This window comes from Mycobacterium sp. (assembly GCF_019243155.1).
Taxonomy (GTDB): Bacteria; Actinomycetota; Actinomycetes; order Mycobacteriales; family Mycobacteriaceae; genus Mycobacterium.
The window spans coordinates 1-24,375 of the sequence record NZ_JAFAUS010000539.1 but is presented as its reverse complement, the minus strand read 5'-3'; the positions used below and the strand labels follow the sequence as shown (position 1 = coordinate 24,375).

22 protein-coding genes and 2 pseudogenes are annotated in these 24,375 nt (G+C 66.7%); 13 read left to right on the top strand and 11 right to left on the bottom strand.

The annotated features are described in order from the left end of the window. The 4 genes and pseudogenes from JOZ00_RS27595 to JOZ00_RS27580 form a co-directional block, all read right to left on the bottom strand. Positions 1-187, bottom strand: a pseudogene (locus JOZ00_RS27595) (aromatic ring-hydroxylating dioxygenase subunit alpha); the annotation flags it as partial. 7 nt (positions 188-194) lie between these two features. After that, complete coding sequence (locus JOZ00_RS27590) at positions 195-1,955, bottom strand: amidohydrolase family protein (RefSeq protein WP_366022430.1); 1,761 nt, start codon at positions 1,953-1,955, stop codon at positions 195-197. A gap of 137 nt (positions 1,956-2,092) precedes the next feature. Further along, positions 2,093-3,229 carry a phosphotransferase gene (locus tag JOZ00_RS27585; RefSeq protein ID WP_293351059.1) on the bottom strand — a complete coding sequence of 379 codons (1,137 nt, stop codon included), beginning with the start codon at positions 3,227-3,229 and terminating at the stop codon, positions 2,093-2,095. A gap of 65 nt (positions 3,230-3,294) precedes the next feature. Next, positions 3,295-3,912: a TetR/AcrR family transcriptional regulator gene (locus tag JOZ00_RS27580; RefSeq protein ID WP_293351057.1), complete on the bottom strand. Its 618-nt coding sequence runs from the start codon at positions 3,910-3,912 to the stop codon at positions 3,295-3,297. 117 nt (positions 3,913-4,029) lie between these two features. On the opposite strand from JOZ00_RS27580, the gene JOZ00_RS27575 reads away from it, so the two are divergent. Together JOZ00_RS27575 and JOZ00_RS27570 are read left to right on the top strand one after the other, a co-directional pair. Further along, positions 4,030-5,172, top strand: coding sequence for a hypothetical protein (locus JOZ00_RS27575; protein WP_293351055.1), 1,143 nt, complete (start codon positions 4,030-4,032; stop codon positions 5,170-5,172). Next, the gene (locus JOZ00_RS27570; RefSeq protein ID WP_293351053.1) at positions 5,169-6,254 is read left to right on the top strand and encodes a phosphotransferase family protein; all 1,086 of its coding nucleotides are present in this window, start codon (positions 5,169-5,171) and stop codon (positions 6,252-6,254) included. Before JOZ00_RS27575 ends, JOZ00_RS27570 begins: the two co-directional genes overlap by 4 nt. Positions 6,255-6,266: 12 nt before the next feature. Here the strand turns inward: JOZ00_RS27570 and JOZ00_RS27565 are convergent, their stop codons facing one another. Further along, a complete protein-coding gene (locus JOZ00_RS27565; RefSeq protein ID WP_293351051.1) occupies positions 6,267-6,674 on the bottom strand; it encodes an ATP-binding protein in 408 nt (135 codons plus the stop codon). A gap of 89 nt (positions 6,675-6,763) precedes the next feature. Beyond that, entirely contained in the window at positions 6,764-7,141 is a 378-nt protein-coding gene (locus tag JOZ00_RS27560; RefSeq protein ID WP_293351049.1) for an STAS domain-containing protein, read from the bottom strand. 431 nt (positions 7,142-7,572) lie between these two features. Here JOZ00_RS27560 and JOZ00_RS27555 point away from each other — a divergent pair, with 431 nt between their 5' ends. The 3 genes from JOZ00_RS27555 (at position 7,573) to JOZ00_RS27545 (ending at position 10,214) form a co-directional block, all read left to right on the top strand. Beyond that, positions 7,573-8,625, top strand: a complete 1,053-nt coding sequence (locus JOZ00_RS27555) for a catalase family peroxidase (protein ID WP_293351061.1) — start codon at positions 7,573-7,575, stop codon at positions 8,623-8,625. After that, positions 8,622-9,200, top strand: a complete 579-nt coding sequence (locus JOZ00_RS27550; RefSeq protein WP_293351047.1) for a cytochrome b — start codon at positions 8,622-8,624, stop codon at positions 9,198-9,200. Before JOZ00_RS27555 ends, JOZ00_RS27550 begins: the two co-directional genes overlap by 4 nt. Positions 9,201-9,320: 120 nt before the next feature. Then, entirely contained in the window at positions 9,321-10,214 is an 894-nt protein-coding gene (locus JOZ00_RS27545; RefSeq protein WP_293351045.1) for a fructose bisphosphate aldolase, read from the top strand. Here the strand turns inward: JOZ00_RS27545 and JOZ00_RS27540 are convergent, their stop codons facing one another. From JOZ00_RS27540 to JOZ00_RS27530, 3 genes are read right to left on the bottom strand one after another with little or no spacing between them, the layout of a single operon-like run. After that, positions 10,215-11,294: a DUF190 domain-containing protein gene (locus tag JOZ00_RS27540; protein WP_293351043.1), complete on the bottom strand. Its 1,080-nt coding sequence runs from the start codon at positions 11,292-11,294 to the stop codon at positions 10,215-10,217. Between the two features lie 34 nt (positions 11,295-11,328). After that, positions 11,329-12,501, bottom strand: a complete 1,173-nt coding sequence (locus tag JOZ00_RS27535; protein WP_293351041.1) for a sulfotransferase — start codon at positions 12,499-12,501, stop codon at positions 11,329-11,331. After that, positions 12,498-13,592 carry a DUF1214 domain-containing protein gene (locus JOZ00_RS27530; protein ID WP_293351039.1) on the bottom strand — a complete coding sequence of 365 codons (1,095 nt, stop codon included), beginning with the start codon at positions 13,590-13,592 and terminating at the stop codon, positions 12,498-12,500. The genes JOZ00_RS27535 and JOZ00_RS27530 overlap by 4 nt, the downstream gene beginning before the upstream one ends. 62 nt (positions 13,593-13,654) lie before the next feature. Between JOZ00_RS27530 and JOZ00_RS27525 the strand changes: the two genes are divergently transcribed. Continuing rightward, positions 13,655-14,251 carry a TetR family transcriptional regulator gene (locus tag JOZ00_RS27525; RefSeq protein ID WP_293351037.1) on the top strand — a complete coding sequence of 199 codons (597 nt, stop codon included), beginning with the start codon at positions 13,655-13,657 and terminating at the stop codon, positions 14,249-14,251. Here the strand turns inward: JOZ00_RS27525 and JOZ00_RS27520 are convergent. Then, the gene (locus JOZ00_RS27520; protein ID WP_293351035.1) at positions 14,238-14,834 is read right to left on the bottom strand and encodes a TetR/AcrR family transcriptional regulator; all 597 of its coding nucleotides are present in this window, start codon (positions 14,832-14,834) and stop codon (positions 14,238-14,240) included. The genes JOZ00_RS27525 and JOZ00_RS27520 overlap by 14 nt on opposite strands. 112 nt (positions 14,835-14,946) lie before the next feature. Between JOZ00_RS27520 and JOZ00_RS27515 the strand changes: the two genes are divergently transcribed. From JOZ00_RS27515 to JOZ00_RS27505, 3 genes are read left to right on the top strand one after another with little or no spacing between them, the layout of a single operon-like run. After that, positions 14,947-17,163 (top strand): acyl-CoA dehydrogenase, encoded by a 2,217-nt coding sequence (locus JOZ00_RS27515; protein ID WP_293351033.1) that lies wholly within the window; start codon positions 14,947-14,949, stop codon positions 17,161-17,163. 9 nt (positions 17,164-17,172) lie between these two features. Continuing rightward, positions 17,173-18,381, top strand: coding sequence for a thiolase family protein (locus JOZ00_RS27510; protein ID WP_293351031.1), 1,209 nt, complete (start codon positions 17,173-17,175; stop codon positions 18,379-18,381). Positions 18,382-18,385: 4 nt separating this feature from the next. Beyond that, positions 18,386-18,796 (top strand): OB-fold domain-containing protein, encoded by a 411-nt coding sequence (locus tag JOZ00_RS27505; protein ID WP_293351029.1) that lies wholly within the window; start codon positions 18,386-18,388, stop codon positions 18,794-18,796. 10 nt (positions 18,797-18,806) lie between these two features. On the opposite strand, the gene JOZ00_RS27500 is transcribed toward JOZ00_RS27505, so the two are convergent. Beyond that, entirely contained in the window at positions 18,807-19,784 is a 978-nt protein-coding gene (locus tag JOZ00_RS27500; protein ID WP_293351027.1) for a LacI family DNA-binding transcriptional regulator, read from the bottom strand. A 209-nt stretch (positions 19,785-19,993) separates the two neighbouring features. Here JOZ00_RS27500 and JOZ00_RS27495 point away from each other — a divergent pair, with 209 nt between their 5' ends. The 4 genes and pseudogenes from JOZ00_RS27495 to JOZ00_RS27480 form a co-directional block, all read left to right on the top strand. Beyond that, complete coding sequence (locus tag JOZ00_RS27495; RefSeq protein WP_293351025.1) at positions 19,994-21,346, top strand: amidohydrolase family protein; 1,353 nt, start codon at positions 19,994-19,996, stop codon at positions 21,344-21,346. 2 nt (positions 21,347-21,348) lie between these two features. Next, positions 21,349-23,676 carry a CoA transferase gene (locus JOZ00_RS27490; RefSeq protein ID WP_293351023.1) on the top strand — a complete coding sequence of 776 codons (2,328 nt, stop codon included), beginning with the start codon at positions 21,349-21,351 and terminating at the stop codon, positions 23,674-23,676. Position 23,677: 1 nt separating this feature from the next. Then, the gene (locus tag JOZ00_RS27485) at positions 23,678-24,007 is read left to right on the top strand and encodes a hypothetical protein (protein ID WP_293351020.1); all 330 of its coding nucleotides are present in this window, start codon (positions 23,678-23,680) and stop codon (positions 24,005-24,007) included. Next, positions 23,997-24,375: pseudogene (locus JOZ00_RS27480) on the top strand (thiolase family protein); the annotation flags it as partial. The gene JOZ00_RS27485 and the pseudogene JOZ00_RS27480, both read left to right, overlap by 11 nt.

Sequence of the window (24,375 nt, the reverse complement as noted above, 5' to 3'; positions counted from 1 at the left end):
TGACGTGGTCCACCATGCAGGCCAGCTGCCACACCTTCGGCCACATCCGCTCGACCTCGAGCGCGGCGAAGGCGGGGGAGTAGTAGCGCTCGGCCGGAATTAGGGTCGGGCTTTCCGGCGGGGCGCCGATCGCGTCCTCCTGGACGTGCGAGCGAGTGCGGGCCGGATTGCCCGCGGCCACATTCATGGCGCGCTTAGCGCGCTCCGCGGAGCAGCCGGCCGGGGCGGGCTCCGGTGTCGACATCGTGGCGGCGGGTCACCGTCCCGCTGACGACGGTCGCCGCGTAGCCGCTCGCCCCTTGCAGGATCCGGTTGCCGCCGGCCGGTAGGTCCCAAGCCATCGCCGCCGGGTGCAGCGTCAACGCGTCCATGTCGATCACGTTGATGTCGGCCTTCTTGCCGCGTTCGATGGTGCCGCGGTCGGTCAGGCCGAACAGGTGGGCGGTGTCGCCGGACTGCTTGCGGATCACGTATTCCAGCGACAGCTTCTCGCCCCGCTGCCGGTCGCGCGCCCAGTGTGTCAGCAGGAACGTGGGATATGAAGCGTCACAGATCATTCCGCAGTGCGCGCCGCCGTCGGACAGCCCCAGCACGCCCGCGGGGTGCAGCATCATCTCGCGGATCGCGTCGTGGTTGCCGTCGGCGTAGTTGAACAGCGGGAGCATCAGCATGGCGCTCGCGTTCCGCTCGAGCATGAGGTCGTAGAGGGTGGACAGCGGGTCCTCACCGCGTGCCTTGGCGATGGCGGCGACGGTGCGGTCGGCGGTGGGCTCGTAGTCGGGCGGATCACCGAGTGCGTACAGCCGCTTCAGCGAGTGCTGCACCAAGGCGAACATCCCGTCGAACAGCAGGGTCGGGTCGGCGGGCAGGTCCTCGTCGGACAGGATCGCGGCCTTCACAGCGGGATCGGCCAGGCGCTGCGCGAGCTCTTCGCGGCTGCACTCGGCGGCCAACCGGCGGTAGGTGGGCCGATGGCTGAATCCGTGGTGCCCCTGGAACCCGATCATCATGCCGAACGGCCGGGCCGCGACCTGCGGGTACAACCGGCTGCCCGCCGCATGCGCGTCCGCCGAGAGGTCCAGCATTTCGCGCCACAGGTTCGGGTCGGCGTCCACCTGGATCATCGCGAACGACACCGGCCGGTCGATCTCGCCGCTCAACCGCCGCATCCACTCCAGCTCCTTCTTGGGAGCGACGATGTCCTCGCCCGCCGATCCCTGCGGCGCCAGCTCGAAGACCGCCTGACCGCCCGCGGCCATCGCGCGGCCGAGACCGAACAGCTCGTCCTCGGCAGCGAAGGTGCCGGGCACGGGTTCGCCGTCCATCGCGCGGTGTCCCATGGTTCGAGAAGTGGAGAATCCCAGTGCGCCGGCTTCGATCGCCTCGGTGACCAAACGGCCCATCGCCTCGATGTCCTCGGGCGTGGCCGGCTCGTTGCGCGCGCCCCGCTCACCCATCGCGTAGGCGCGGATCGCGCCGTGGGCGACCTGGCTGCCCACATCGATCGAGAACTTCTGCTTGCCGATGGCGTCGAGGTATTCGGGGTAGGTCTCCCAACCCCAGGTGATGCCTTCGGTCAGCGCGGTGCCCGGAATGTCCTCCACACCCTCCATCAGTTCGATCAGCCATTTCTCGGTGCCCGGGCGGACCGGGGCGAAGCCGACGCCGCAGTTGCCGGTCACCACCGTGGTGACGCCGTGTCCGCTCGACGGCTCGAGCAACCCGTCCCAGCTCACCTGGCCGTCGTAGTGGGTGTGGATGTCGACGAAGCCGGGTGCGACGACATGCCCTGTCGCATCAATGGTTTCGGCCGCGTCACCATTCATCTCCGAGCTGCCCGCATCGCGGCGGACGATGTCGACGATCCTGCCGTCCTTGATGCCGATGTCCGCGCGGTAGCGCTCCGCGCCGGTGCCGTCGACGACCGTGCCGCCGGTGATTTTCAGGTCGAACATGACGTTCCTCCTCGGCGCAGTGGCCTGCTGACGCGAGACGTTAAGGATTATTACGCTACTCCGCGTAGCGTATGTGTTGACGGTATGCGCCAGGACCGGGCGAGTCAATGAGTTGGCCGCGCGGACCTACGCGTAAGTCAGAGCGAACTCTTCAGCGCCGCGACGGTTTCCAGGTCGTCCAGCGCTTCAACGCCGCGCCGCAGACCTTCCATCGCGATCCCTTCGGCCTGCATCCCGCCCATTCCGGCGGTGATCAGCGGCGCGACGTATCCGTACAACGCGCCTTGCCGGAAGCGCAGCCACAGGTCGTCGCGGTCCAGTTCGGGGCCGTCCGCCGCGGCCAGGGCGCGCCGGTAGTCGTCGAGAAGATCGCGTTGGGTGGCGCGACGGTCTTCCGGCGTCAGGCTGGTGATCAGCGTGTAGGCGAGTTCGCGAGCGGGGTGACCGCGCCGCACCGCCTGCCAGTCCAGCAGTCCGGCTTTGCCGCCGTAGAAGTACATGTTTCCGGGGTGCGCGTCGCCGTGCATGACCGTGTGTGGGGGAGTGTCGATCAGCGCGGCGACGGCGCGGTAGTTGTCGGCGATGAACCGGCCGTTCTCCACGGGGATGGTGGTGCGCTCGGCGAGGCGCTTGATCGAGGCGTTCATCAGCGAGCCGGTCAGTAAGGAGGTGACATCGCCTGACGGGGTGTAGAGCCAGCTCAGCGGGCCGCGTCCGTTGCGCGGCAGCCGGTCCCAGAAAGTGGCATGCAGTTCGGCGAGCAATTCGACGATGAGGCTGGCCTGGTCGGGGGACAGGGGGTGCAAGGTGTCGGGGAATTCGCACTCCTCGGCGGGCAGGTCCTCCAGCACCAGCAGGTACCGGCCGGTCCAACCGTCGAATGCCGCGCCGTAGGCATACGGGACGCCGATGACCTGCGGCGCGAGCTGGGTGTAGAAGCGCACCTCGGTGGCGCCGAGCCGGCCGAGCTCACCCATCAATCGGGTGGCGGCGGTCTTCGCTCCGATCTTGACGAACACCGAGTCGGGCACTTCGTTCCCGGTCAGCACCAGCCGGGCCCGCGACGACGTTCCCGCGTCGCTGCCCAGGACGCGGACCGATCGGACAGTGGTGCCCATGACCTTGGACAGCACCGACGCGTCGACGTCTTCGACCGTGCGGGGCAACCCCAACCGGCGGCCCACCACCGCGTCCGCCGCCACCCGGCCGACGCCGCGGCCCAGGTGACCGGCCAAGCCGATAGCGGAAACAGCTTGTCCCACAACGTTTGTCATATCCGGCCCGCCATGCTTCGCCCATTAGGAAATATCCGAACATCTAGACATCAGACAATATACCGTTATTGTCTGATCTGTGGTACCAGGGCCCGCACCACAAACTGCTCGACGAACTGGCGTTTGTCGGCGACCGCGCGGTACCGCCACGAGGGTGCCAACAAGAACAGCGTCGTCGACTGCAACCACTGGACGACCGAACGGGGATCGAGGTCAGCGTGCAGACGGCCCGCCGTTTTCCACCGATCCAGCAGCGGCCCGTAGTGCCGCAGCTGCAACTCCACGATGGGCTCCGAACCCTTCTCCAGAACAGAGGCCACGGAAGTGCTCTCGGCGAACAGCGCTTCGTTCAACGGGTCGCCGTCCACCGATTCGACGCGAGCCAACACCATCTCCGGCACCGATCGCGCCGGATCGTCGGGGGTGCGCAGCGAGCGGACAAGCTCACCGAGCGCGTTGTCGACGCGCATCAGGATCAGGCCCAGCAGAACGTCGTCGCGGCCGGGAAAGTACCGGTACACCGTGGACCGCGACACCCCGGCTTCGTCGGCCACCTCGCCAACCCGGAACTGGGTGTTGCCGCGGCGCACGATGCAGCGGCCGGCCGCGTCCAGGATGCGTCTGCGCGCTTCCTCGTCGTCGAGGATCGCGCGGTCGTCGCCCCACCGCCGGCTGGGTTCCATGTCGCCGATGTTACGGGATGCGTTGTGCTACTCGATATCTGACGCGCGACGGCAGGAAAAGCGCCCTTTTTCATCGAAACACGTTGCAGGTCAATGCATTACCCGGAAAGGTCAACCATGGGTTACTCCGCTGCCGATGAGTCTTTCACCCACCAGCTCCCGGCAACCTTCGACCAGGTGCACGATCCCGACCCGACATGGTCGGACCGGTGCTACTTCTTCGCGGCGTCGCCGGACGGCACCATGCTGTTGGCCAGCGGTTATGGCAATAACCCCAACACCGGCAGCGGGCTCGGCTACGTCAAGGTCAGCCTCGCCGACGGCCGGCACTGGGATCTGTTGTCCGGCCGTCCGGTGGCCGGTGACGATCGTGGCGACCTGAGCGCTGGACCCATGCGCTGGACCTGCGTGGAGCCGATGAAAAAGTGGCGCCTGGACGTCGCACCCAACAACTCCGGAATCGAGTGGGAACTCTATTACGAACCCACCGCCCCGATGTGGGAGTTGCTGCCCATGAAGGTGAGTGACAAGAGCGGCCGGATGTTGGCCGACATGTACCACATGAAAGAGCCCGGACGCTGGAGCGGCTGGGTTCGGATCGACGGTGAGCGAATCTCCGTCGACGGGTTCCATGGCGGTCGTGACCGCACCTTCGGGGTGCGGGTGTCCGACAAGATCGACTTCTGGCTGTGGCTCGACGCCGGATTCGCCGACCACGCCATCGAGGCATGGGTCATCGAATCATCCGATGGCACAGTCAATTACGTTGATGGCGGCATCACTTACGCGGACGGGTCGTTGTCGAAGCGGTTCGTCAAGATCGAGCACGACGTCGAGTTCGACGGCGACCGCAAGCGTCCTGCGCGCGCGGTGCTGGTGTTCACCGACGAGGACGGGAAGACCCATCGGGTCACCGCCGACTCCCCGCACCAAGACGTCAACGCCTACTACGGGTTACCGATGGCGCACTGCCAGTACGAAGACCTGGGCGACGGCGCCTACTTCATCCATTTCCTTTGGGACAGCGGCAATCCCGAGCAGCTCGCCGAAACCGAAGGCAAGTCCATGGCGCTCGACCAGTTGATGCGGTTCGTGTGCGAGGGCCACACCGGTTGGGGCATCTTCGAATTGCTGCTCGGCGGGCAGGGCTACCAGCGCTACCCCAACTGGACCGCCATGGACATGTCGGCGTTCACGCAGGACAAGACCCCGGTCGAGCGGCTGTCCGCGGACAGCGATGTCGAGGGAGCCCGGCAATGACGCGCGACGCCGAGTTCGAGACGCGGTTGACGGACTGGCTGCGCACCCAGCTACCCGACGTCGACGACGTCCGCACCGAGGGCCTGGACCGGGTGAGCTTCGGGCATTCGGCCGAGATGATGATGCTCGACGTCGTCACCCGATACGGCAATGAGGAGACGCGCCAACCGGTCGTCGTGCGGCTACGCCCCGAGCCGCCCGCGCTGCTCGAGCCCTACGACCTTTCCCGTCAGTTCAGGATTTTGCGTGCCTTGCGCGACACCCCGGTCCGCGTGCCCGACGCGCTGTGGCTCGAGCAAACCGGAGAGGTGCTCGGACAACCGTTCTTCGTGATGGAGCGCGCCGCCGGCGATGTCTACGAAATGCAGGCGCCGGCCGATGTCGACGACGACACCGTGGCGCGGATGTGTCAAAGCCTGGCCGAGCAGATCGCGGCAATCCATTCCGTGGACCTCGCCCAGACCGGCCTCGACACCCTCGATGACGGGAGCGATCACCTGGACCGGGAACTCGAGCATTGGACCGCGGAGATGAACCGGGTCAAGCGCGGTTCCCTGCCCGCCCTCGAGCGGCTGCACCGGGCGCTGCAACGGAGCAGGCCGCAGCCGTGCCCGTCGATCACCCTGGTGCACGGCGACGCCAAACCGGGCAATTTCGCCTTTGCCGGCGGCGAGGTGAGCGCGGTGTTCGACTGGGAGATGACCACCGTCGGCGATCCCCTGACCGACATCGGCTGGCTCGAAATGTTGTGGATGCAGCCCGTCGGCATCAACAGCCACCCCGCGGCCCTGCCGATCGAAGCCCTGCTCGCGCACTACGAGGCGACCAGCGGGATCACGGTCCAGAACCGCGCGTGGTACCGGGCATTCAATGCCTACAAGATGGCCGTCATCTGCCTGATCGGCGCGATGCTCGTCGAGGACGGGCACAGCGACGACCAGAAACTGGTTCTGGCCGCATTCGGCACGGCGATGCTGACCAAAGCCGGGCTTTCCGATCTGGGCATCGACGAACCCCTCGACGACGGCCCGGTGCTGCCGCGCGAGGAACGCGTCCAGCAGATTTTGGCGCAGGCTCCGTGAAACGGGTGTTCGTCACGCGCTGAGGCCCGGTCCCGTCAGGTCGGTCCAGGTCAGGGTGACGTGGGTGCCGTGCGGCGTGCGATCGATGGTCACCTCGTCGGCGAGCGCCTCCATCAGGGGGATGCCGCGCCCCCGCAGCTGCTGCTGAACCGGAAGTTTCGGGCGCCAATGACCCTGATCGTTGACGGTGACCGCAAGCGTGTCCGAATCTCCGTCGTAGGCTGCGCTGACGTCGACCGTTCCACGCTGCGCCGAGCCGCAGTAGGCAAATTCGGCGGCGTTGGCGATCGCTTCGTTCACCGCCAACATGAGGTCGCTGAACCGGTCGGCGCCGAGTGTGAAATGACTTTCGAGCCACACCCCGAACTCGGCCCGGGTGCGGGCGGCGCTGCACGCGTCGGCGGCGACCCGATTCCGCACGAAGCGCGGGCGGTCATCGCTGCTCGATACGGTGTGCGGCTGGTCAGAGCATCCCGGCGCACGGGGCTGCCCTCCCACTTCGTGAACGTTCACTCGCCAGAGATGCTGCTCAGGGCGCCGTCGAGGGTGCTGTAGAGCGACAGCACGGTGTCTATCCCCATGAGTTTGATCGGTCTGCTGGTGGCCGACCCATTGGCGACGACCGCGAACCGGGTGGGCGGCTCGACCTCGGCCTGCGCGGTCACCAGCACGGTCATCCCGGCCGATGCCAGGAAGTTGACCTTCGACAGGTCGACGATCAGTGCCGCAGGACGCGTGGCGCGCGCGGTCTCGATCGCGTCGGCCAGCTGTGGTGAGCTGAGCATGTCCACTTCACCGGAGACGGTGAGCACGACCGCCTGGTCTACTTGATGTTTCCCCACTGCAAAAGGGGTCGGGTCGATCGAATCGCCGAGTTGTTCGCCCATGGTTCATCACTCACATTCGGTCCCACGTGGGACACCGCTAGCTCTCAAACAGCTACTGCCAAGCCCGGGGGCTGTTCATTCAACCCCGCCTATCACGCTTGCCTACGGAGGAGAAACACCCCGTCGATCTGCGCTACTAAGTGCAGATACAGCTGCAAGTCTTTTCTTGATGGTAAGACACGCGGCAAATCATCATCAAAATGCTGAACGAACGTCGGCCCCGCCACGTAGTCCGGGTGTGTGCGACCGTCGCCGCAAAAGTTGCGCATGGCATCGACCCGTGTGTGAATTGCCTGCACCGATTTCGTTCTCAACTTGCCCGGCGTGGCCTGCAAAAATGAGGAAGGACGGCGGCCGTGGAACCCAGTGACAGCGGCGAACAACAAGGCGACAAACCGGCCCAGGCCCAATCCCCGCGGTCGCTCCTGAGCATGCTGACCCGACGGAATGCCTTGCTGGGGATGGGTGCCGTCGCGGGTGTCGCCGCCGTCGATGTGGGCGGGTTCGCCTACGCCGGCGGTTGGCTGCGGCCCGGGGCGCTGACGCCCGGACGATTCGCCGACCGCTTCGAAAGCGTCTACGGCCGCCATGACGGCTTTCGGCGCAACCACGCCAAGGGCCTCAGCGCGGTCGGCACCTTCGCCAGCAACGGGGCAGGGGCTGCGATCTGCCGGGCCGCGGTCTTCCGCCAGGGAAACGTCCCGGTGATCGGCCGGTTCTCCCTGTCCGGCGGGCTGCCCGACCAACCGGACAAGCAGGACACGGTCCGGGGCCTGGGCCTGCTGTTCGACGGCCCAGACGGTGAGCAGTGGCGCACCGCGATGATCAACATCCCGGTCTTCGTTGATAGCACCCCGCAGGGGTTCTACGACCGGATGCTCGCCTCCAAACCCGTGCCCGGCACGGGCAAGCCCGACGCCGCGAAGATGGCCGCGTTCCTCCACGACCATCCCGAGACCGTCGCGGCGATGAAGATCGTCAAGCAGACACCGCCAAGCGCGGGATTCCTCGACAGCGCGTTTCACGGCCTGAATGCCTTTTGGTTCACCAACCACGCCGGTGCGGCGGTCCCGGTGCGCTGGTCCGTCATCGCGCAGACAACGCCGGTCGTTCCCGCCCCGCCGCACGGGAAGGACTACCTGTTCGACGACGTCATCCGCGCGCTGGCACAACGCCCGGCGACTTGGCGTCTGATTCTCACGATCGGTGAACCGGGCGATTCGACCAACGACGCCACCAAACCCTGGCCGCCGTCGCGCCGGACCATCGACGCCGGAACCCTCACCATCACCGCGGTGCAGACGGAGGCGCCCGGCAACGCGCGCGACATCAACTTCGACCCTCTGGTGCTGCCGGACGGCATCACCGCGTCCGATGACCCCTTGCTCGCCGCGCGGTCGGCCGTCTACGCCCGCTCGTTCACCCGCCGCGCCGAAGAGCCGAAGACGGCCAGCGAAGTCGACGTCAGACAGGTACGCCAATGACTCAGAAAATCGCCGCGCCGCGCTTCACGCTGCCGTCTCGACTGCTCCACTGGCTGATGGCGCCCATGGTCATCGCGCAACTGCTCATCGGCGTGACGATGGTCGCCGCGCTGAGCTACTACCCGCTGCTGCTGTCCATCCACCGGCCCCTGGGTGTGCTGATCCTGGTTTTCGCCGTGGTCCGGTTGGCGAATCGGCTGACCCACCGGCCGCCGGCCTTCCTGGCCACGATGAGCCGGATGGAACGCCGGGTTGCGACGTGGTCGGAGTATCTGCTCTACGCCCTGTTGCTGGTGCAGCCACTGACCGGGTGGGCAATGTTGTCGGCGGCGCGATTCCCGATCACCCTGCTCGGTCCGCTTCAGCTTCCCGGCATCGCGCCGCACAACATCGACGTCTTCGCGGTGCTCCGCGAATGCCACGGCGCCTTCGCGTTCCTGCTGTTCCTGACGTTTACCGCCCACGTGTCGGCGGTACTCTTCCACACGCTCGTGCTGCGCGACCGGTTGCTCGATCGCATGGCTCTCTGGCGGACGAAGCCGGCCTCGCCGCAGCGGGACCAAGCTGGGGTCTGACGACCTGACTGCTCGGGCTGTCATCGGCCGAATATGATCGGCACGATTCACGCTTGAGTGCGCGGCCAACGACAGGCGTGTCGAAACCGCACCAGAGACCACGAGGGAGTGGAGAGTTCCATGCCGAACGAGAAGCAAGCGGAACGGATGACCTCGGGCAAGGGCTTCATCGCGGCGCTTGACCAAAGCGGTGGCTCGACTCCGAAGGCGCTGCGCCTTTACGGCATCAAGGACGACGCGTATTCCTCGGATAAGGAAATGTTCGACCTCATCCACGAGATGCGCTCGCGGATCATCACGTCCCCGGTGTTCAGCGGCGACCGGGTGCTGGCCGCGATTCTGTTCGAACAGACCATGGACCGCGACATCGCGGGCAAGCCGTCGACCACCTACCTGTGGGAGACCAAGGGCGTGGTGCCCTTCCTCAAAATCGACAAGGGGCTGGCCGACGCGTCCGACGACGTTCAACTGATGAAGCCGATGCCCGGCCTCGACGAGTTGCTGGAGCGGGCCGTGAGCAAGGGCGTCTTCGGCACGAAGGAACGGTCGGTCATCGGCGGCGCCAACGCCGACGGCATCGCCGCGGTGGTCGCCCAGCAGTTCGAGGTGGCGCATCAGGTGCTTTCGCACGGGCTGGTGCCCATCATCGAGCCCGAGGTCACCATCTCGATCTCCGACAAGGCGAAGGCCGAAGAGATCCTGCGCGACGAGATCACCAAGCAGCTGGAAAACGTGCCGGACGGACAGCGGGCGATGCTCAAGCTGAGCCTGCCCACCGAGGCCAACTTCTACCGTCCGTTGATCGAACACCCGAAAGTCATGCGGGTGGTTGCGCTTTCGGGTGGCTACTCCCGCGAGGAGGCCGACGAGCTGCTGGCGAAGAACACCGGCCTGATCGCGAGCTTCAGCCGTGCGCTGACCGAGGGACTCACGGTCGACCAGTCCGACGAACAGTTCAACGCCACCCTCGATAAGGCGATTCAGTCGATTTACGACGCCTCAATCGCCGGCTGACTAGTAGCGGTGCCGGGCCATCCGCGGTGGGCCCTGACCCGCATCGCCTTCATCGGACACCAACGCGGGCACCATCTCGGATGTGACTAAACCCCCGTCGCGCGTCAATTCGCTTACCACGTCGAAGGATTCGGCGATATTGGCCGGGGTGTCAATGACGATCGTGACCACGGGGACGCGACGGGTCAGCGAAAAGAGCCTGTCCCCGTGGGGCTGATGATCTCCGTGGAAGCCCCACAGACCGCGCAGCACCGTCGCGCCGTCCGGCGTCTTGAGCCGGCGAAGCTGCGCAACAATGGCGCGGTGAATCGGGACACCGTCGTGGCGCGCGGATTCCGAGGTGTAGATCATCAGCTTCTGCCACAGCGGCAGGCCGTGTTCGTCCACGCCGGGCAGGGCGTGCGGCCTTTCCAGTAGTTCGCCGTCGCGCTTGCACACGCGCACCCGCTCGATCGTGAACATGGGCTGGTGCAGCAGGGCGCCGAGCTCCGGAAGGACCCGGCCGATCCGCTCGCCGGACCCGACGGCGATGATCATCATCGGGACGTTGGCATTGCGGCCGAAGAAGTGCGCCCGTTGGCGTACCCCGTGAGCGACGCCGTCCACACCCAAAAGCACAGTGGCGCCGGCAATCCGGCGCCGGTGCAGCAGATCGCAGATCGCGACGTAGGCGGGCGCGCCGTTGACGCGTTCCTTGCGGCCAACGTAAATCGTCAACTTGACGGCTTCGCGCAATTCGTCGGGAAGTTCCGAGGGCACGATGTTGTCCCGCAGCAGCCGGGCGCGCTCCAACGTGACCAGGCCCCGCTGTCTGACGGCCAGCACCGGGTCGATCAGCGCCTCGATCTTCTCTCTGGTGTCGACCGCGACGATCGCCACGGGCGGGTCTTCGGACAACGACAGGGACGCATCGGTTCTCAGGTTGCGACCCGTGCCGAAACCGGCGATACCGCGCAGCACCACGCCAGATGCGACCCGGTGCCGCGCGTACAGACCGAGCAGCGCGTCCGAGACGAAGCCCTCACTCGTCCGTCGGCGCTCGGCCATATACGTTGTGAGTTTCAGACAGTCTTCATCCACCGGCGGCTCCCCAAGCGTTGCTGTGCAGGCTGTTTCAGCGTAGTTGTTCGGTCGGCACCGCGTAGCGGTCCTGGTAGCCGCGCACCCGCTCACGCACCTCACCGGCGTCCAGGCCCGTGTCCGACCAGGTGTAGCGGCTGCGTCCGCCGTCCGACGGATGAGCGGCCAGGAATTCGCGCATCCGTTGCTCGGCCTCGGGCCGCAGCTCCCGGTCCAGCCGTTGGTAGATGTCCTTGATGGTGGTCCACGGGTCGTTCATGAAATCGGTGTACTGCACGTCGATTACGCGGCCGGCGGGCACTGCGCCGCTGTCGCGCAGCGCCATCTCGCGCTCCAGGCCCACGACGACCTCTTCGTATGACTGGGTCGCACACTCGGCGATGCTGGATTCATCGCTGCACATCCGCCGCAGGTGGTCGGTCAGTGCGGCAATCGACGAGATCACATTGAGCGGATCGCGATGGGTCTGCACGATCAACGCATCGGGATACTCGGCCAGCAGCGTGTCCAGTTGCCACAGGTGCGCCGGCGACTTCAGCAACCACTGCCCGGAAACGCCAGACTGCAAGTGCTGCAGAAAGATTCGGTGGAAGCGATATGCACCCGAGTGGTCCGCCTCATACAACAGCCATCGGTAGTAACCCGGCAGGCGGTACTGCACCGAATAGATCATGCTGACGAACTCGGCGGCTGTGATGCGCACGCACTCCTGACCGACGAGGGCGCCCATCGGATGAAATGCCAAGAACCCCGGCATGATCTGTTCGGAAAGCTCGATGCCGGCCTGTGTCTGCGCGATGCGCGGATCGTCGTGGTAGGTGTCCGGCTGCGGCACTGGACAGGGCTCGTCAACCTCCCACGTCAACGGCGCACGCAACTCGGGATCCTGGGCGAGCAGGTCGTAGAGGATCGTGGTCCCGGTGCGGGGTTGGCCGACGATGAAGATCGGCGCCGCGATCGACTCGCCGGCGATGTCGGGATGTTCTTTGCGCCAAGCGATTACGCCGAGCCGATTCTTCAGGGCGCGCATGATGTCGAGGTGAGCGATCTCGACACCGATGGCCGACAACCGCGCGTCGTTGATAAGCCCGTCGGTGAGCCGGTGCAGACCGGGCCGCCACCCTTGCGCGCCGAAGTCGTCGTATCCGGTTTCCTCGCACGCGGCGGCTATCAGCCGGTCCGGGGAGAATCGGTCCTGCAGCGTCATGCCTGCTCCTCACCTTGGTGCACCGACACCGTGACGTCGGGCGGGCTCGGATTGTTTAGCCAGCGCAGGACCACGAACCCGCGGTGTCGCCCACCGGTGTCGAGCCAATGGCCGAGTCCGAAGTCTTTGGCGGAGATCGCGATTCGCACCCGTCCGTCCGCATCGGAACGCACAGCGCGATTCGTCACCGAGCTGTGCCGGGCGCGCGGCTCGAGGCACTCATGCCAGATGGTTTCCAGCGTGACGTTCCAATACCGCGTGTCGGGGGGAGCGATGTCGAGCACCAGGGCCTGGTCGGGGTCGAGCCGAAAGGTCCCCATCATGTAGAGGTTGTCCGGGGTGGTGTCGGCCGCGCCCAGGTCGGCGGCCTGGGCCGTCAACAGGGTGTTGGGTTGCTCGAGGAGTTCCGGCTTGATGGTGCGGTGCAGCGTCGCGAGCTTCATCAGCGACCACGCCATCGCGGTGAACTGATCGGACAGTTGGTCGTCGGTCAGCGGAGTCAACGGCCCGGGTTCCAGCGCCTCGATCCGCAGGGTGGCCAGCTCTTCGCCCGCGCGATCACCGATGTACTCGCGCACCACCACCGACGACGCGTCCTCAGGGATCTTCACCCACTGGCCGCCGGCTCGATCGGACGGTTCGTCCGCCGAGAGCACCAGCGCGAATTCACCTGAGCGGAGGTCCAGGTCGCCGTCGCTGACGTACCCCGCCATGCGTCGCGGGGTGAGCCCGGTGCCGGCGAGGATCTGGAATCCGAGGTAGGAACTCGTGCCCCGCGAACCGCTGATCCGGTACCGCCGGTCGCCGCGGATCATGGCGATGTAGTAGTTGCCGTCGGGATTGGGCCCGCCGACCATCCGGTTCTCCGAACACATATCGAAGAAGGACGGCCGTTCCGGGTCGGACTCCACGGACATCTGCGCGCACAGCGATGACACCCGCGCAATCAGTCGCAGTCCCTCGAGCAGTTCCCGCTCCGACTCGGCATCCTCGGTCACGATCTTGGTGATGTCGGCGAGCATCTGCTGGAAGAACCGCCAGGCGGCGCGCGCTTGCGGGGCGGTGTGATCATTCGACACGCTTTGAGACATAGTCTCATGGTAAGACTATGTCTTACGACTTAGGTACTGTTTTTCGTAATGGGGTGGGACCAATGTCTGCTTCAGCGTCCGCCGCGACGCCACTGGCCGAGCGGAAGCGCACGGCGATGCGTCAGCGCATCGCGGCCGCCGCCGCCGAGCTGGTGGCCAGCCGCGGCTTGGCGGGGGCGACGGTGGAGCGGATCGCCGCCGCGGCCGACATCGGCCGGGCAACCTTCTTCCGCTACTTCAACTCCAAGGAAGACGCCGTTGCCGACGGTATGAACTCCCACTGGTTGAACCGGATCACCGCCGCCCTGGCCGCGCAACCCGCGCGCCTGACCGCCGCCGAGGCGGTCGCCGGCGCCTTCGCCGACCTCGCTCGCGGGTTCGCCGAGATCGAGGACCAGGTTCGTGAATTAGCCACGCTCACAAGGTCATCCGAGACGCTGGACGCGTGGACCCTGCACATCTATGTGCGCTACGAGTTGGCGATCGCCGAGCTCATCGCGCCGCGTATGACCCAGTTGGCCCCGCAGGATCCCAGGCCGCGCCTCATCGGCGCGCTGGCCATGGCGGCCGTGCGGATCGCCCTGGACGACTGGCTCGCCCACGGCGGCTCGCTGCCCGACCGGGTAGGCCAGGGCCTGGCCGCGATCACGATCGCCTGAGGGCCCCGACGATGAGCCGCGTGGTTCGTTCGGCCCGCCGTCGCGAATAGGACTGCGCGCCGGACAGGATTGGGTACACCACGCCGCCGACGATCGCGTCGGCGGCCGATTCGGCGGCAGCCTCGCCGATGCCGTCGGCGAGGAGTCGGGCCCGCACGCTGTCGTGCAGCGGCGCGCTGAATCCGGCGCGCAGTTTGACGGCGGTGTCCTCGTGTTCCATGCAGGCGACCGTCAGGGTTCGCAGCATCGCCGAGCCGCGGGCCGTCGTCAGGCTCGTGACGAGTTTGCCGACCCAGCTCACCAGATCGGCCGCCAGGTCGCCGGTGTGGTTCACCGACGCGAGGAGTTTGTCGGCATCTTCGAGCATGACGTCGGCGACGAGTGCGGGACGCGTGGGCCACCACCGGTAGATGGTCTGCTTGCCGACGCCGGCCCGGGCCGCCACCGCCTCGATCGTCAGGCCGTCGAAGCCCCGCTCGAGGAGCAGTTCCCGCGTGGCGCCTACGATCGCCGTCCGCGACTTCTCGCTGCGCCGCCGCGGGGAACTCTCCGGTGAATTCGCCCGGGTGAGATCGGTTGGCATCTGGTGGTCCTCGCTCCGCAGGGCCCGCTTTACTTATCCTGACTTGCACCGGTAGTCTGCCACAAGACGAGACGGTCCGTCTTGTGAGAGGGAAGGATATCAGTCCGCGACCATGAGCCTGGGACTGACACCCGAGCAGCAAGACCTCAGCGAAGCCGTCGGCCAATTCGCCGGTCGGCACGCGCCGATCGCCGCCACTCGTGACGCCTTCGATGCATTGGCCGCCGGGCAGCTCCCGCAATGGTGGGACGCTCTGGTCGCCAACGGCTTTCATGCGGTTCACCTGCCCGAGGAGCTGGGCGGCCAAGGCGGCCGGCTGATCGATGCGGCGTCGGTGCTGGAGTCGGCGGGCAAAGCGCTGCTGCCCGGCCCGCTGCTGCCGACGGTGACGGCGGGAGCCGTTGCGTTGCTTGCCGATTCGACGCCGGAGGCCGAATCGCTGATCCGTGAGCTCGCCGCCGGTGCACCCGCCGCGGTGGTACTGCCGGACGGCGGGGATATCCGGGCCCGCCGCGACGGCCGGCGCTGGGTGCTGACGGGCACTTCAAAGGTGACCGCGGGCGTCCGCGCGGCACGGGTGATTCTCGTCGCGGCCACCGCCGACGACGAGATCATCTGGGTGCCGGTCGACGTCGAACAGCCAAGTGTCACAGTCGATTCCGTGCCCGGTACCGACCTGGTTGCCGACGTCGGGATCTTGCGGCTCACCGACTACCACGCGGACGGTCTACTCGCCGGAATCGAATCCGAGCGCGCGGTCTGCGTCGCGGTGAGTCTGGTGGCCAGCACGACGGCAGGCATCGCGCAGTGGTGCGTCGACGTGGTCACCGCACACCTACGCACCCGGGAGCAATTCGGCAAGGTGATCGGAACCTTTCAGGCTTTGCAGCACAGTGCGGCGATGCTGTTGGTCAACACCGAGCTGGCCACCGCGGCGGCCTGGGACGCGGTGCGCGCGGTGGACGAATCGCTCGACCAGCACCGGCTGGCCGCGGCCGGGGCCGCGACGATCGCGGTCACGCCGATCCCGGACCTGGTGCTCGACGCGCTGACAATGCTCGGCGCCATCGGCTTCACCTGGGAACATGACGTGCACCTGTACTGGCGGCGGGCCATCAGTCTGGCGGGTTCGATAGGTCCGGCGAATCGCTGGGCGCGCCGGCTGGGCGAGCTCACCTGCGCTCAAACCCGCGACATGGCAGTCAATCTGGGTGACGCGGAATCCGAATTCCGGTCTTGGGTATGCGAGAAGCTCGATGCGGCGCTGCAGCTGGGCAACGACAAGCCCCCACCGCATGGCGATTACGAGGATCAGGCCACCGGGCCGCGGCGCACGTTGATCGCCGACGCCGGCCTGATGGCACCGCACTGGCCCGCACCGTGGGGCGTGGACGCGGGACCGCTCAAACAACTCATCATCGACGAGGAGTTCGCCAAGCGACCGGGGCTGGTCCGGCCATCGTTGAACATCGCCGAGTGGATCCTGCCCTCGGTACTGGCAGCCGCACCAAAAGAACTGCAAGAGCAGCTGATTCCGGCGACGCAGCGTGGCGAGATCTGGTGGTGCCAGCTGTTCAGTGAACCGGGAGCCGGCTCCGACCTCGCGTCGCTGGCCACCCGGGCGACCAAGGTCGACGGCGGCTGGAAGATCAACGGCCACAAGATCTGGACGTCGCTTGCGCAGTACGCCGATCTCGGTGCCCTGCTGGCGCGCACCGACCCCGCAGCCAGCAAGCACCGCGGCATCGGCTATTTCATCCTCGACATGCGATCGCCCGGGGTCCAGATCCAGCCGATCAAGACGGCGACCGGTGAGGCGCACTTCAACGAGGTTTTTCTGAACGACGTATTTATCCCCGACGAGATGCTGCTAGGTGGCCCGACAGACGGCTGGAACTTGGCGATCGCCACCATGGCCGAAGAGCGTTCGGCCATCAGCGGATACGTAAAATTCGATCGGGCGGTGGCGCTGCGCAAGCTCGCGTCCGAACCGGGGCCCGAACGCGACGACGCCCTGCGTGAGCTCGGCGAGCTCGATGCCTACACCAATGCGATCAGGGCGCTCGGGGTGCGGGAAACCATCCGGCTGCTCGACGGCCAGGCGTCCGGTCCGGCGTCGAGCATCGCCAAGGTCGCGATGAACGTGCTGCTGCGCCGCACCTTCGAGGCCACCCTGCGGCTGACCGGACAGACCGCCATGGTCACTGATTCCGAACCCGCGATCGTCCGGCCTTACCTGCACCTGCCGGCCGAACTGATCGGCGGCGGTACCCGCGAGATTCAGCTCAACATCATCGCGCAGATGATCCTCGGATTACCCCGAAAGTAAGGCAACGTCATGGGATTACGCGGAGAGGCGGCGATCGTCGGGTTCGTCGAACTGCCACCGGAGCGGTTGAACAAGGCCTCGCCGGCACCGTTCGTCCTGGAACAGTGGGCCGAACTTTCGGCCGCGGCGCTCGACGACGCCGGACTCCCGGGCGAGGTCGTCAACGGCATCGTCGCGTCACACCTGGCCGAGTCGGAGATCTTCGTGCCCTCCACGATCGCCGAATACCTGGGCGTGGGAGCGCGATTCGCCGAGCACGTGGACCTGGGCGGCGCCAGCGCCGCGGCCATGGTCTGGCGGGCCGCCGCGGCGATCGAACTGGGCATCTGCGACGCGGTCCTGTGCGCGTTGCCCGCCCGCTACATCACGCCATCGTCGAAGAAGAAACCACGATCGATGGTTGACGCGATGTTCTTCGGCTCGTCCAGCAACCAATACGGTTCTCCGCAAGCCGAATTCGAGATTCCGTATGGCAACCTCGGCCAGAACGGACCGTACGGTCAGGTGGCTCAGCGCTATGCGGCCGTGTACGGGTACGACGAGCGTGCGATGGCGAAGATCGTCGTCGATACCCGCGTCAACGCCAACCACACCGACGGCGCGATCTGGAAGGACAAGCCACTCACCGTGGACGACGTCCTGGCCAGCCCGATCATCGCCGACCCGCTGCACATGCTCGAGATAGTGATGCCCTGCGTCGGCGGCGCGGCCGTCGTCGTCGCCAACGCCGACCTCGCCGCCCGGTCCCGCAATCGTCCGGTATGGATCAAGGGATTCGGCGAACACGTCCCGTTCAAGACCCCGACGTACGCCGACGACCTGCTGAACACGCCGATCGCCGCGGCCGCCGACACCGCCTTCGCGATGACCGATCTCACCCGCGAGCAGATGGACATGGTGTCGATCTACGACTGCTACACCATCACCGTGATGCTCTCACTGGAAGACGCGGGCTTCTGCGAGAAGGGCAAGGGCCTGGAGTTCGTCGCCAACCACGACCTGACGTTCCGCGGTGACTTTCCGCTCAACACCGCCGGCGGCCAACTCGGTTTCGGCCAGGCGGGATTGGCCGGCGGGATGCACCACGTGTGCGACGCGACCCGCCAGATCATGGGCCGCGCCGGTGCGGCACAGGTCGCCGACTGCAACCGGGCCTTCGTCTCCGGGAACGGCGGCATCCTGTCCGAGCAGACGACGCTGATCCTGCAGGGGGACTGAGGAGATGAACTTCGATCGGCCGATGCCCGTCAAAACCCCTACCACGGCGCCGTTTTGGGATGCGCTGGCGCAGCACCGCATCGTCATCCAGTATTCGCCGTCGCTGCATGCCTACGTCTTCTATCCGCGGGTGCGCGCGCCGCGGACCCTGGCCGACGATCTTCAGTGGCGGGAGATCTCCGGCATGGGAACGCTGTACTCCTACACCGTGGCCCACCGGCCGGTCAGCCCGCACTTCGCCGACGCCGTACCGCAATTGCTCGCCATCGTCGAATGGGACGAGGGCCCAAGGTTTTCCACCGAGATGGTCAACGTCGAACCGGATGCCCTGCGCGTCGGCATGCGGGTGCGGCCGGTGTTCTTCGACTACCCGGAACACGATGTCACGATGGTGCGTTACGAGCCCGCCGGCTGACGCGCCTTAGTCAGGTCGACGAGCGCACGATGAGGTGCGCGATGTCGGTGAATTCCGGGCTCGGCGGGGCGGGGTGGCCCAACCGCTCGAAGACGGCGGCGATCGCGACGTCGGCGACCGCGCAGGGATTGAATTGCACCGTCGTCAGCGGCGGCGTGCTCACCGTGCCCATCGGGCTCGCATCCACGCCCATCACGGCGAGGTCATCCGGACAGTGCAGCCGCGCCTGATGGATCCCGTACAGAACGAGGCACGCGATCTCGTCGCTCTGGGCGCACACCGCGCTCACGCCGTCGTTTACCCACTTGGTCACCACCTCGGCGGCGTTGTCCAGGGTGACCTCGTCGGCGCGGACGGGCGGCAGGTCGCGCAACCGTGCCGCGCGGGAAACGCCTTCGAACCAGTAGTCGCCCAGGGCGCGCCACCTGGCAATCCCGGTGTAGGCGAACGCGATTCTTCGATGTCCCCGCGAAACGAGGTGTTCGACCCGCATCTCGCCGATCGCCAGGTGAGGGTTTCCGAGCGCGGGTAAGGTGCCGATCTCGATGTGCGGGATGTCCGCGGCCTGCACCGCGCGTAGGGCGGCCCCACTCAGCGGGAAAAGGCTCGTGACGGCGACGGGGTCGAGATTCTCGATCGCATCGACGACGTGTTGGTCGTCTTCGGTCTCGAACACCTGCACCTGAAGCAAACCCTGACGCGTCAGCGCCGTGGTCATCCGGCTGCCGGCCTGCATCGGCATCTCGCCCACCGCGACGTGCGGCACCACGTAGAGCACCACGCCGCTCTTGCCGCGGGCGAGGTTCCGGGCGGCGAGGTTGGGCCGATAGTCCAGCAGTTTCGCCGCCCGGTAGACAGCCTCTCGGGTTTCCGGGGAGATCCGCCGGCCTTCGGCGTTGTTCAGCACGTAGCTCACCGTCGCGGTCGACACGCTGGCCAGTCGGGCGACGTCGGCCGTAGTGGGTCGCGCAGCCTTGTTCGTGCTCAACTCACTGTCACCTTCCGGCCCCGGCCATGCCTCATCGTGGCACGCGCGGCAAACGGCGGCGCGCGATCCCGATGGCTAAGCCGCGATTATGTGGACTATTAGTCTGAGAAGCTGGACCCGATCGAAGCGCTTCAACATGCAACAATCCGTTGACACTGTGACCAACACCATTATCTACTAGTCACTAATCGTCACCCGAGGAGTGCCGCATGGATAAGGACGATCTGATCCTGATCAGCGTGGATGATCACATCGCTGAGCCGGCCGACATGTTCGACGCCCACGTGCCGGAGAAGTACAAACACCTCGCCCCGCGGGTCGTCCTCGAGCCCGACGGCATCCAGCAGTGGTACTACGGCGACATCCGCGGAAGAAACATGGGCCTCAACGCCGTCGCCGGTAAGCCCCGCGAGATGTACAACATCGACGCCTCCCGCTACGACGAGATGCGGCCGGGCTGCTTCAACGTCGACGAGCGGGTCCGCGACATGAACGCCGGCGGCCAGCTCGCCGGCCTGAACTTCCCCAACTTCACCGGTTTCTCGGGCCAGGTCCTCAATCAGGGACCCGACCGTGACGTCAACCTGATGATGATCAAGGCCTACAACGATTGGCACGTCGACGAGTGGTGCGCGGCCTACCCGGGCCGGTTCATCCCCTGCGGCATCCTGCCGCTGTTTGACGTGGCCGAGGCGGCGGAGGAAGTCAAACGTCTGGCCGACAAGGGTTGTCACGCGGTGACGTTCTCGGAGAACCCGGAAGCGTTGGAAATGCCCAGCATTCACACCAGATACTGGTACCCGTTGTTCGAGGCCGTGTGCGAGAACAAGACCGTGCTGTGCACGCACGTCGGGTCGGCGTCGCGATCGCCCCAGGTGTCGACGGACGCGCCGCCCAGCGTGCAGATGACCGCGTCGTCGATGATGAGCATGTTCACCTTCACCGAGTTGATCTGGGCCGAGTTCTGGGCGGATTTTCCGCAACTCAAGTTCTCCCTCACCGAGGGCGACGTCGGGTGGATTCCGTACTTCCTGTGGCGCGCCGAGCATGTCTACAACCGCCATTCGGGGTGGACGCTGGCGAAATTCCCGCCGGGCTACAGCGGACCCACCGACGTGTTCAGGCGCCACTTCTACACCTGTTTCATCAGCGACAAGGTCGGTGTGCGCAACATGGACTGGTTCAACGAGGACATGCTGTGCTGGGAATCCGATTTCCCCCACTCCGACAGCAACTGGCCGTTCGCACCCGAGGACATCATCGCGACGATGGGCCACCTGGACGACGCGGTGATCAACAAGATCACCCACGAGAATGCCATGGCCGCATACTCATTCGATCCGTTCCGGCACGTTCCCAAGGAGCACGCCCGAGCGGGCCACCTGCGCGGCCAGGCCACCGATGTGGACGTGGTCACGCACGTCGGTCGGCAGGCGAGCCAGCGCGACCGTGACGCGTGGACGCGGATGACGCAATTCGCCCTGCAGGCGCAGGGCACCGCGACGCCGGTGACAGCGGACGCAACTGGTATCGCTAGCCGCGCCACCACCCTGGGCAACTGAACGTGGAGGACCGGGCGCCGTTCGCGGACTGGCGCGTCCTCGAGCTGTCGAACGGAATCGCGACGTCCTACTGCGCCAAGATGTTCGTCGACGCGGGTGCCGACGTGGTGAAACGCGAAGCCGCGCAGGGCGATCTGATGCGCGGCTGGTCGGCCGGCGGCGCAGCCGGGGCGCTGTTCGGTTATCTCGCCGCCGGCAAGAGGTCGGTGAACGATCCGGCGGCGGACGCGGCGCTGCTGGCCGGCGCGGACGTCGTGGTCACCGACCTGACCGACGGGTGGACCCTCGAACGGATCCTCGCTCACACCTCGCCCGCGGCGGTGGTGGTGGCAGTGACGCCGTTCGGTACGACGGGGCCCTACGTCGAGAACCAGATCGTCGCAAACGAATTCATCCTGCAGGCGCTGTGTGGATCGACCGGCGGCCGGGGCTGGCCGGGTGACGAGCCGGTACAGGCGGGTGGGCGGCTCGGCGAGTGGCTGGCGGGCACGTTCGCCGCGGCGGTCGGTGCGGCGTCGGCCAGGCATGCCGCCCTGACCGGTCGCGGCGAGGTCATCGATGTCTCGACCTACGAGGCGATGGCGATTGCGATGGGCGGGTTGTCCGCGATGTCGGCCAGCGTCTTGGGCGCGGATTCGCTTCTGTACCAACGCAGTCTGGAGTTGCCGTCGATTGTCACCACGGCCGACGGCCTGGTCGGGTTCTGCACCATCACGGCCCAACAGTTCCAGGATTTCCTGGTGATGATCGAGCGTGCGGATCTCGTCGACGACGCCGACCTGGCCTCGTTCGCCGGGCGGGCCGAGCGCCGCGGCGAGTTCCTCGGCATGGTCACCCGGTGGACCGAGACCCGAACCACCCAGGAGATTGTCGACATCGCGGAGGGCTTCCGAATCCCGGTGGCCCCCATCGCGACTCCCGAAATGCTCCCCAAGGTGGACCACTTTGTCGAACGCGGGGTGTTCGTCGAATCGGAAGCCGGGGTGCTACAGCCCAGGGTGCCATATCGCAGCGACGCGATACCGACCAGGACACCCGGGCGCGCCCCGGCGCTCGGTGCCGACAACGCACGGGTGCACTGGCCGGCGCGCCCCGCATCGGAACAGCGTGGCCAACCAGATGCACTTCCGTTGTCCGACATCCGGATCATCGATTTCACCGCCTTCTGGGCCGGGCCGGTCGCGACGCAAATTCTCGGTGCCCTGGGCGCGGACGTCATCAAGGTCGAAGGAGTTCGGCGGCCCGACGGAATGCGATTTGCGGGAGGACGGCCGCCCACCTGGGAGCAGTGGTGGGAGTGGGGCCCGGTCTTCCTGTGCAGCAACAACAACAAGCGCGGAGTCAGCGTCGACCTCGGTACCGATCCCGGGCGCGCCATCGCGCTGGAACTCATCGCGGCGAGCGATCTGGTCATCGAGAACTTCTCGCCGCGCGTGATGGCGAACTTCGGGCTGCAGTGGGACGCGGTGAACGCGGCCAATCCGCGGGCCGTCATGGTGCGAATGCCGGCGTTCGGCCTCGATGGACCGTGGCGTGATCGCGTCGGCTTCGCGCAGACGATGGAGCAGGCGACGGGCATGGCGTGGATGACCGGCCACGCCGACGGTCCACCGGTGATCCCGCGCGGGGTGTGCGACCCGATAGCCGGGCTGCACGCCGCCTTCGCGGCCATCGCCGCGTTGGTGATCCGGGACCGGACCGGGTCCGGCATGCACGTCGAGTCGACCATGGTCGAGGCCGCGCTGAACGTCGCCGCCGAGATGCTGGTGGAGTACTCGCGCAACCGAATTCAGCTGCGCAGGCAGGGAAACCGCGGCCGGGGCGCCAGCCCTCAGGGTGTCTACCGGTGCCGTGGCGACGACGAGTGGGTCGCGCTGGCCGCGCTGGACGATCCCGCCCGCGCCTCGTTGGCCCGGCTGCTCAACCAGCCCGAGTTGCCCAATGCCGACTGGCGCGAGCGCGCGGACGACATCGACAAGTTGATCTCCGACTGGGCGGGCCGGCGGTCCGCAGTCGATGCGGTCGACACGTTACGTGCCGCCGGTGTGGCGGCGGCGCGGGTCGCCGCGGCCGCGGAGTTGCTCACCGACCCGCAGCTGCACGCCCGTGGCTTCTGGGAAACCGTCGACCATCCCGTCGCAGGGTCTTTCCTATGCACCGGAATGCCTTTCGCGTTCCTGGGCAAGCCGCGGCGCTGGATTCGCCGGGTGCCGCCGTTGTACGGCCAGCACACCACCGAGGTGCTGGCGGACGTGTTGGGGCACGACGAGCGAGACCTGGCCCAGTTGCGGCAGTCGGGAACCATCAGCACCCGGCCGGCAGGCTTATGAAATGGCGGTCACCCTGTGCGTGCCACCGCGCGCGGGCGAACTGTATGCGCCGGTGCGCTTTTTGGTGCGCCAGGACTCGGTGGTGATGGAGTTGACCGCCCGCCACCGCATTACCAGCGTCGAATGGGATGACAGCGAACGCGCGGTGGCGATGGTCGTCGAGATCACCGACCCGCAGACGGCGCGGCCGGTCGACGTGCGGATCGATGTGGTGGAGGCCGGCGCTGCGCGCGCCGATCCCCGGACTCGGATGATCGGAACCGTCACGCGTGACGGGCGCCAATTCGACGTTGTCGGAACCTATCTGGGAGTCGTCGCGGATGAGAACTAGAGCTGCAATCGTCGGAGTGCACAACACCCGGCAAGGCCGCCGCCTGGACGGCGAAACGTCACGGAGCCTGGCACTGCAGGCCATTCGGGGCGCGCTCGACGACGCCGGCCTGAGCCTTGAGGACGTGGACGGGATCAGCGCGGGACCGTTGTCTACCGCGCTCATCTACGACCTGCGGATCGGTCCGGCCTGGCAGGGGCTCGGCTTCGGGGTCGGGATGATCACCGAGGCGGCCACCGCCATCGAACACGGCATGGCGGATGTGGTGGTGCTGGTCGCGGCCCAGGCCGGCGAGTACCGGGATCACGAGGCCACCGCGCCATGGACGCGGCCCGAGAACGAATTCGTCGCGCCATGGGGCATGTTCA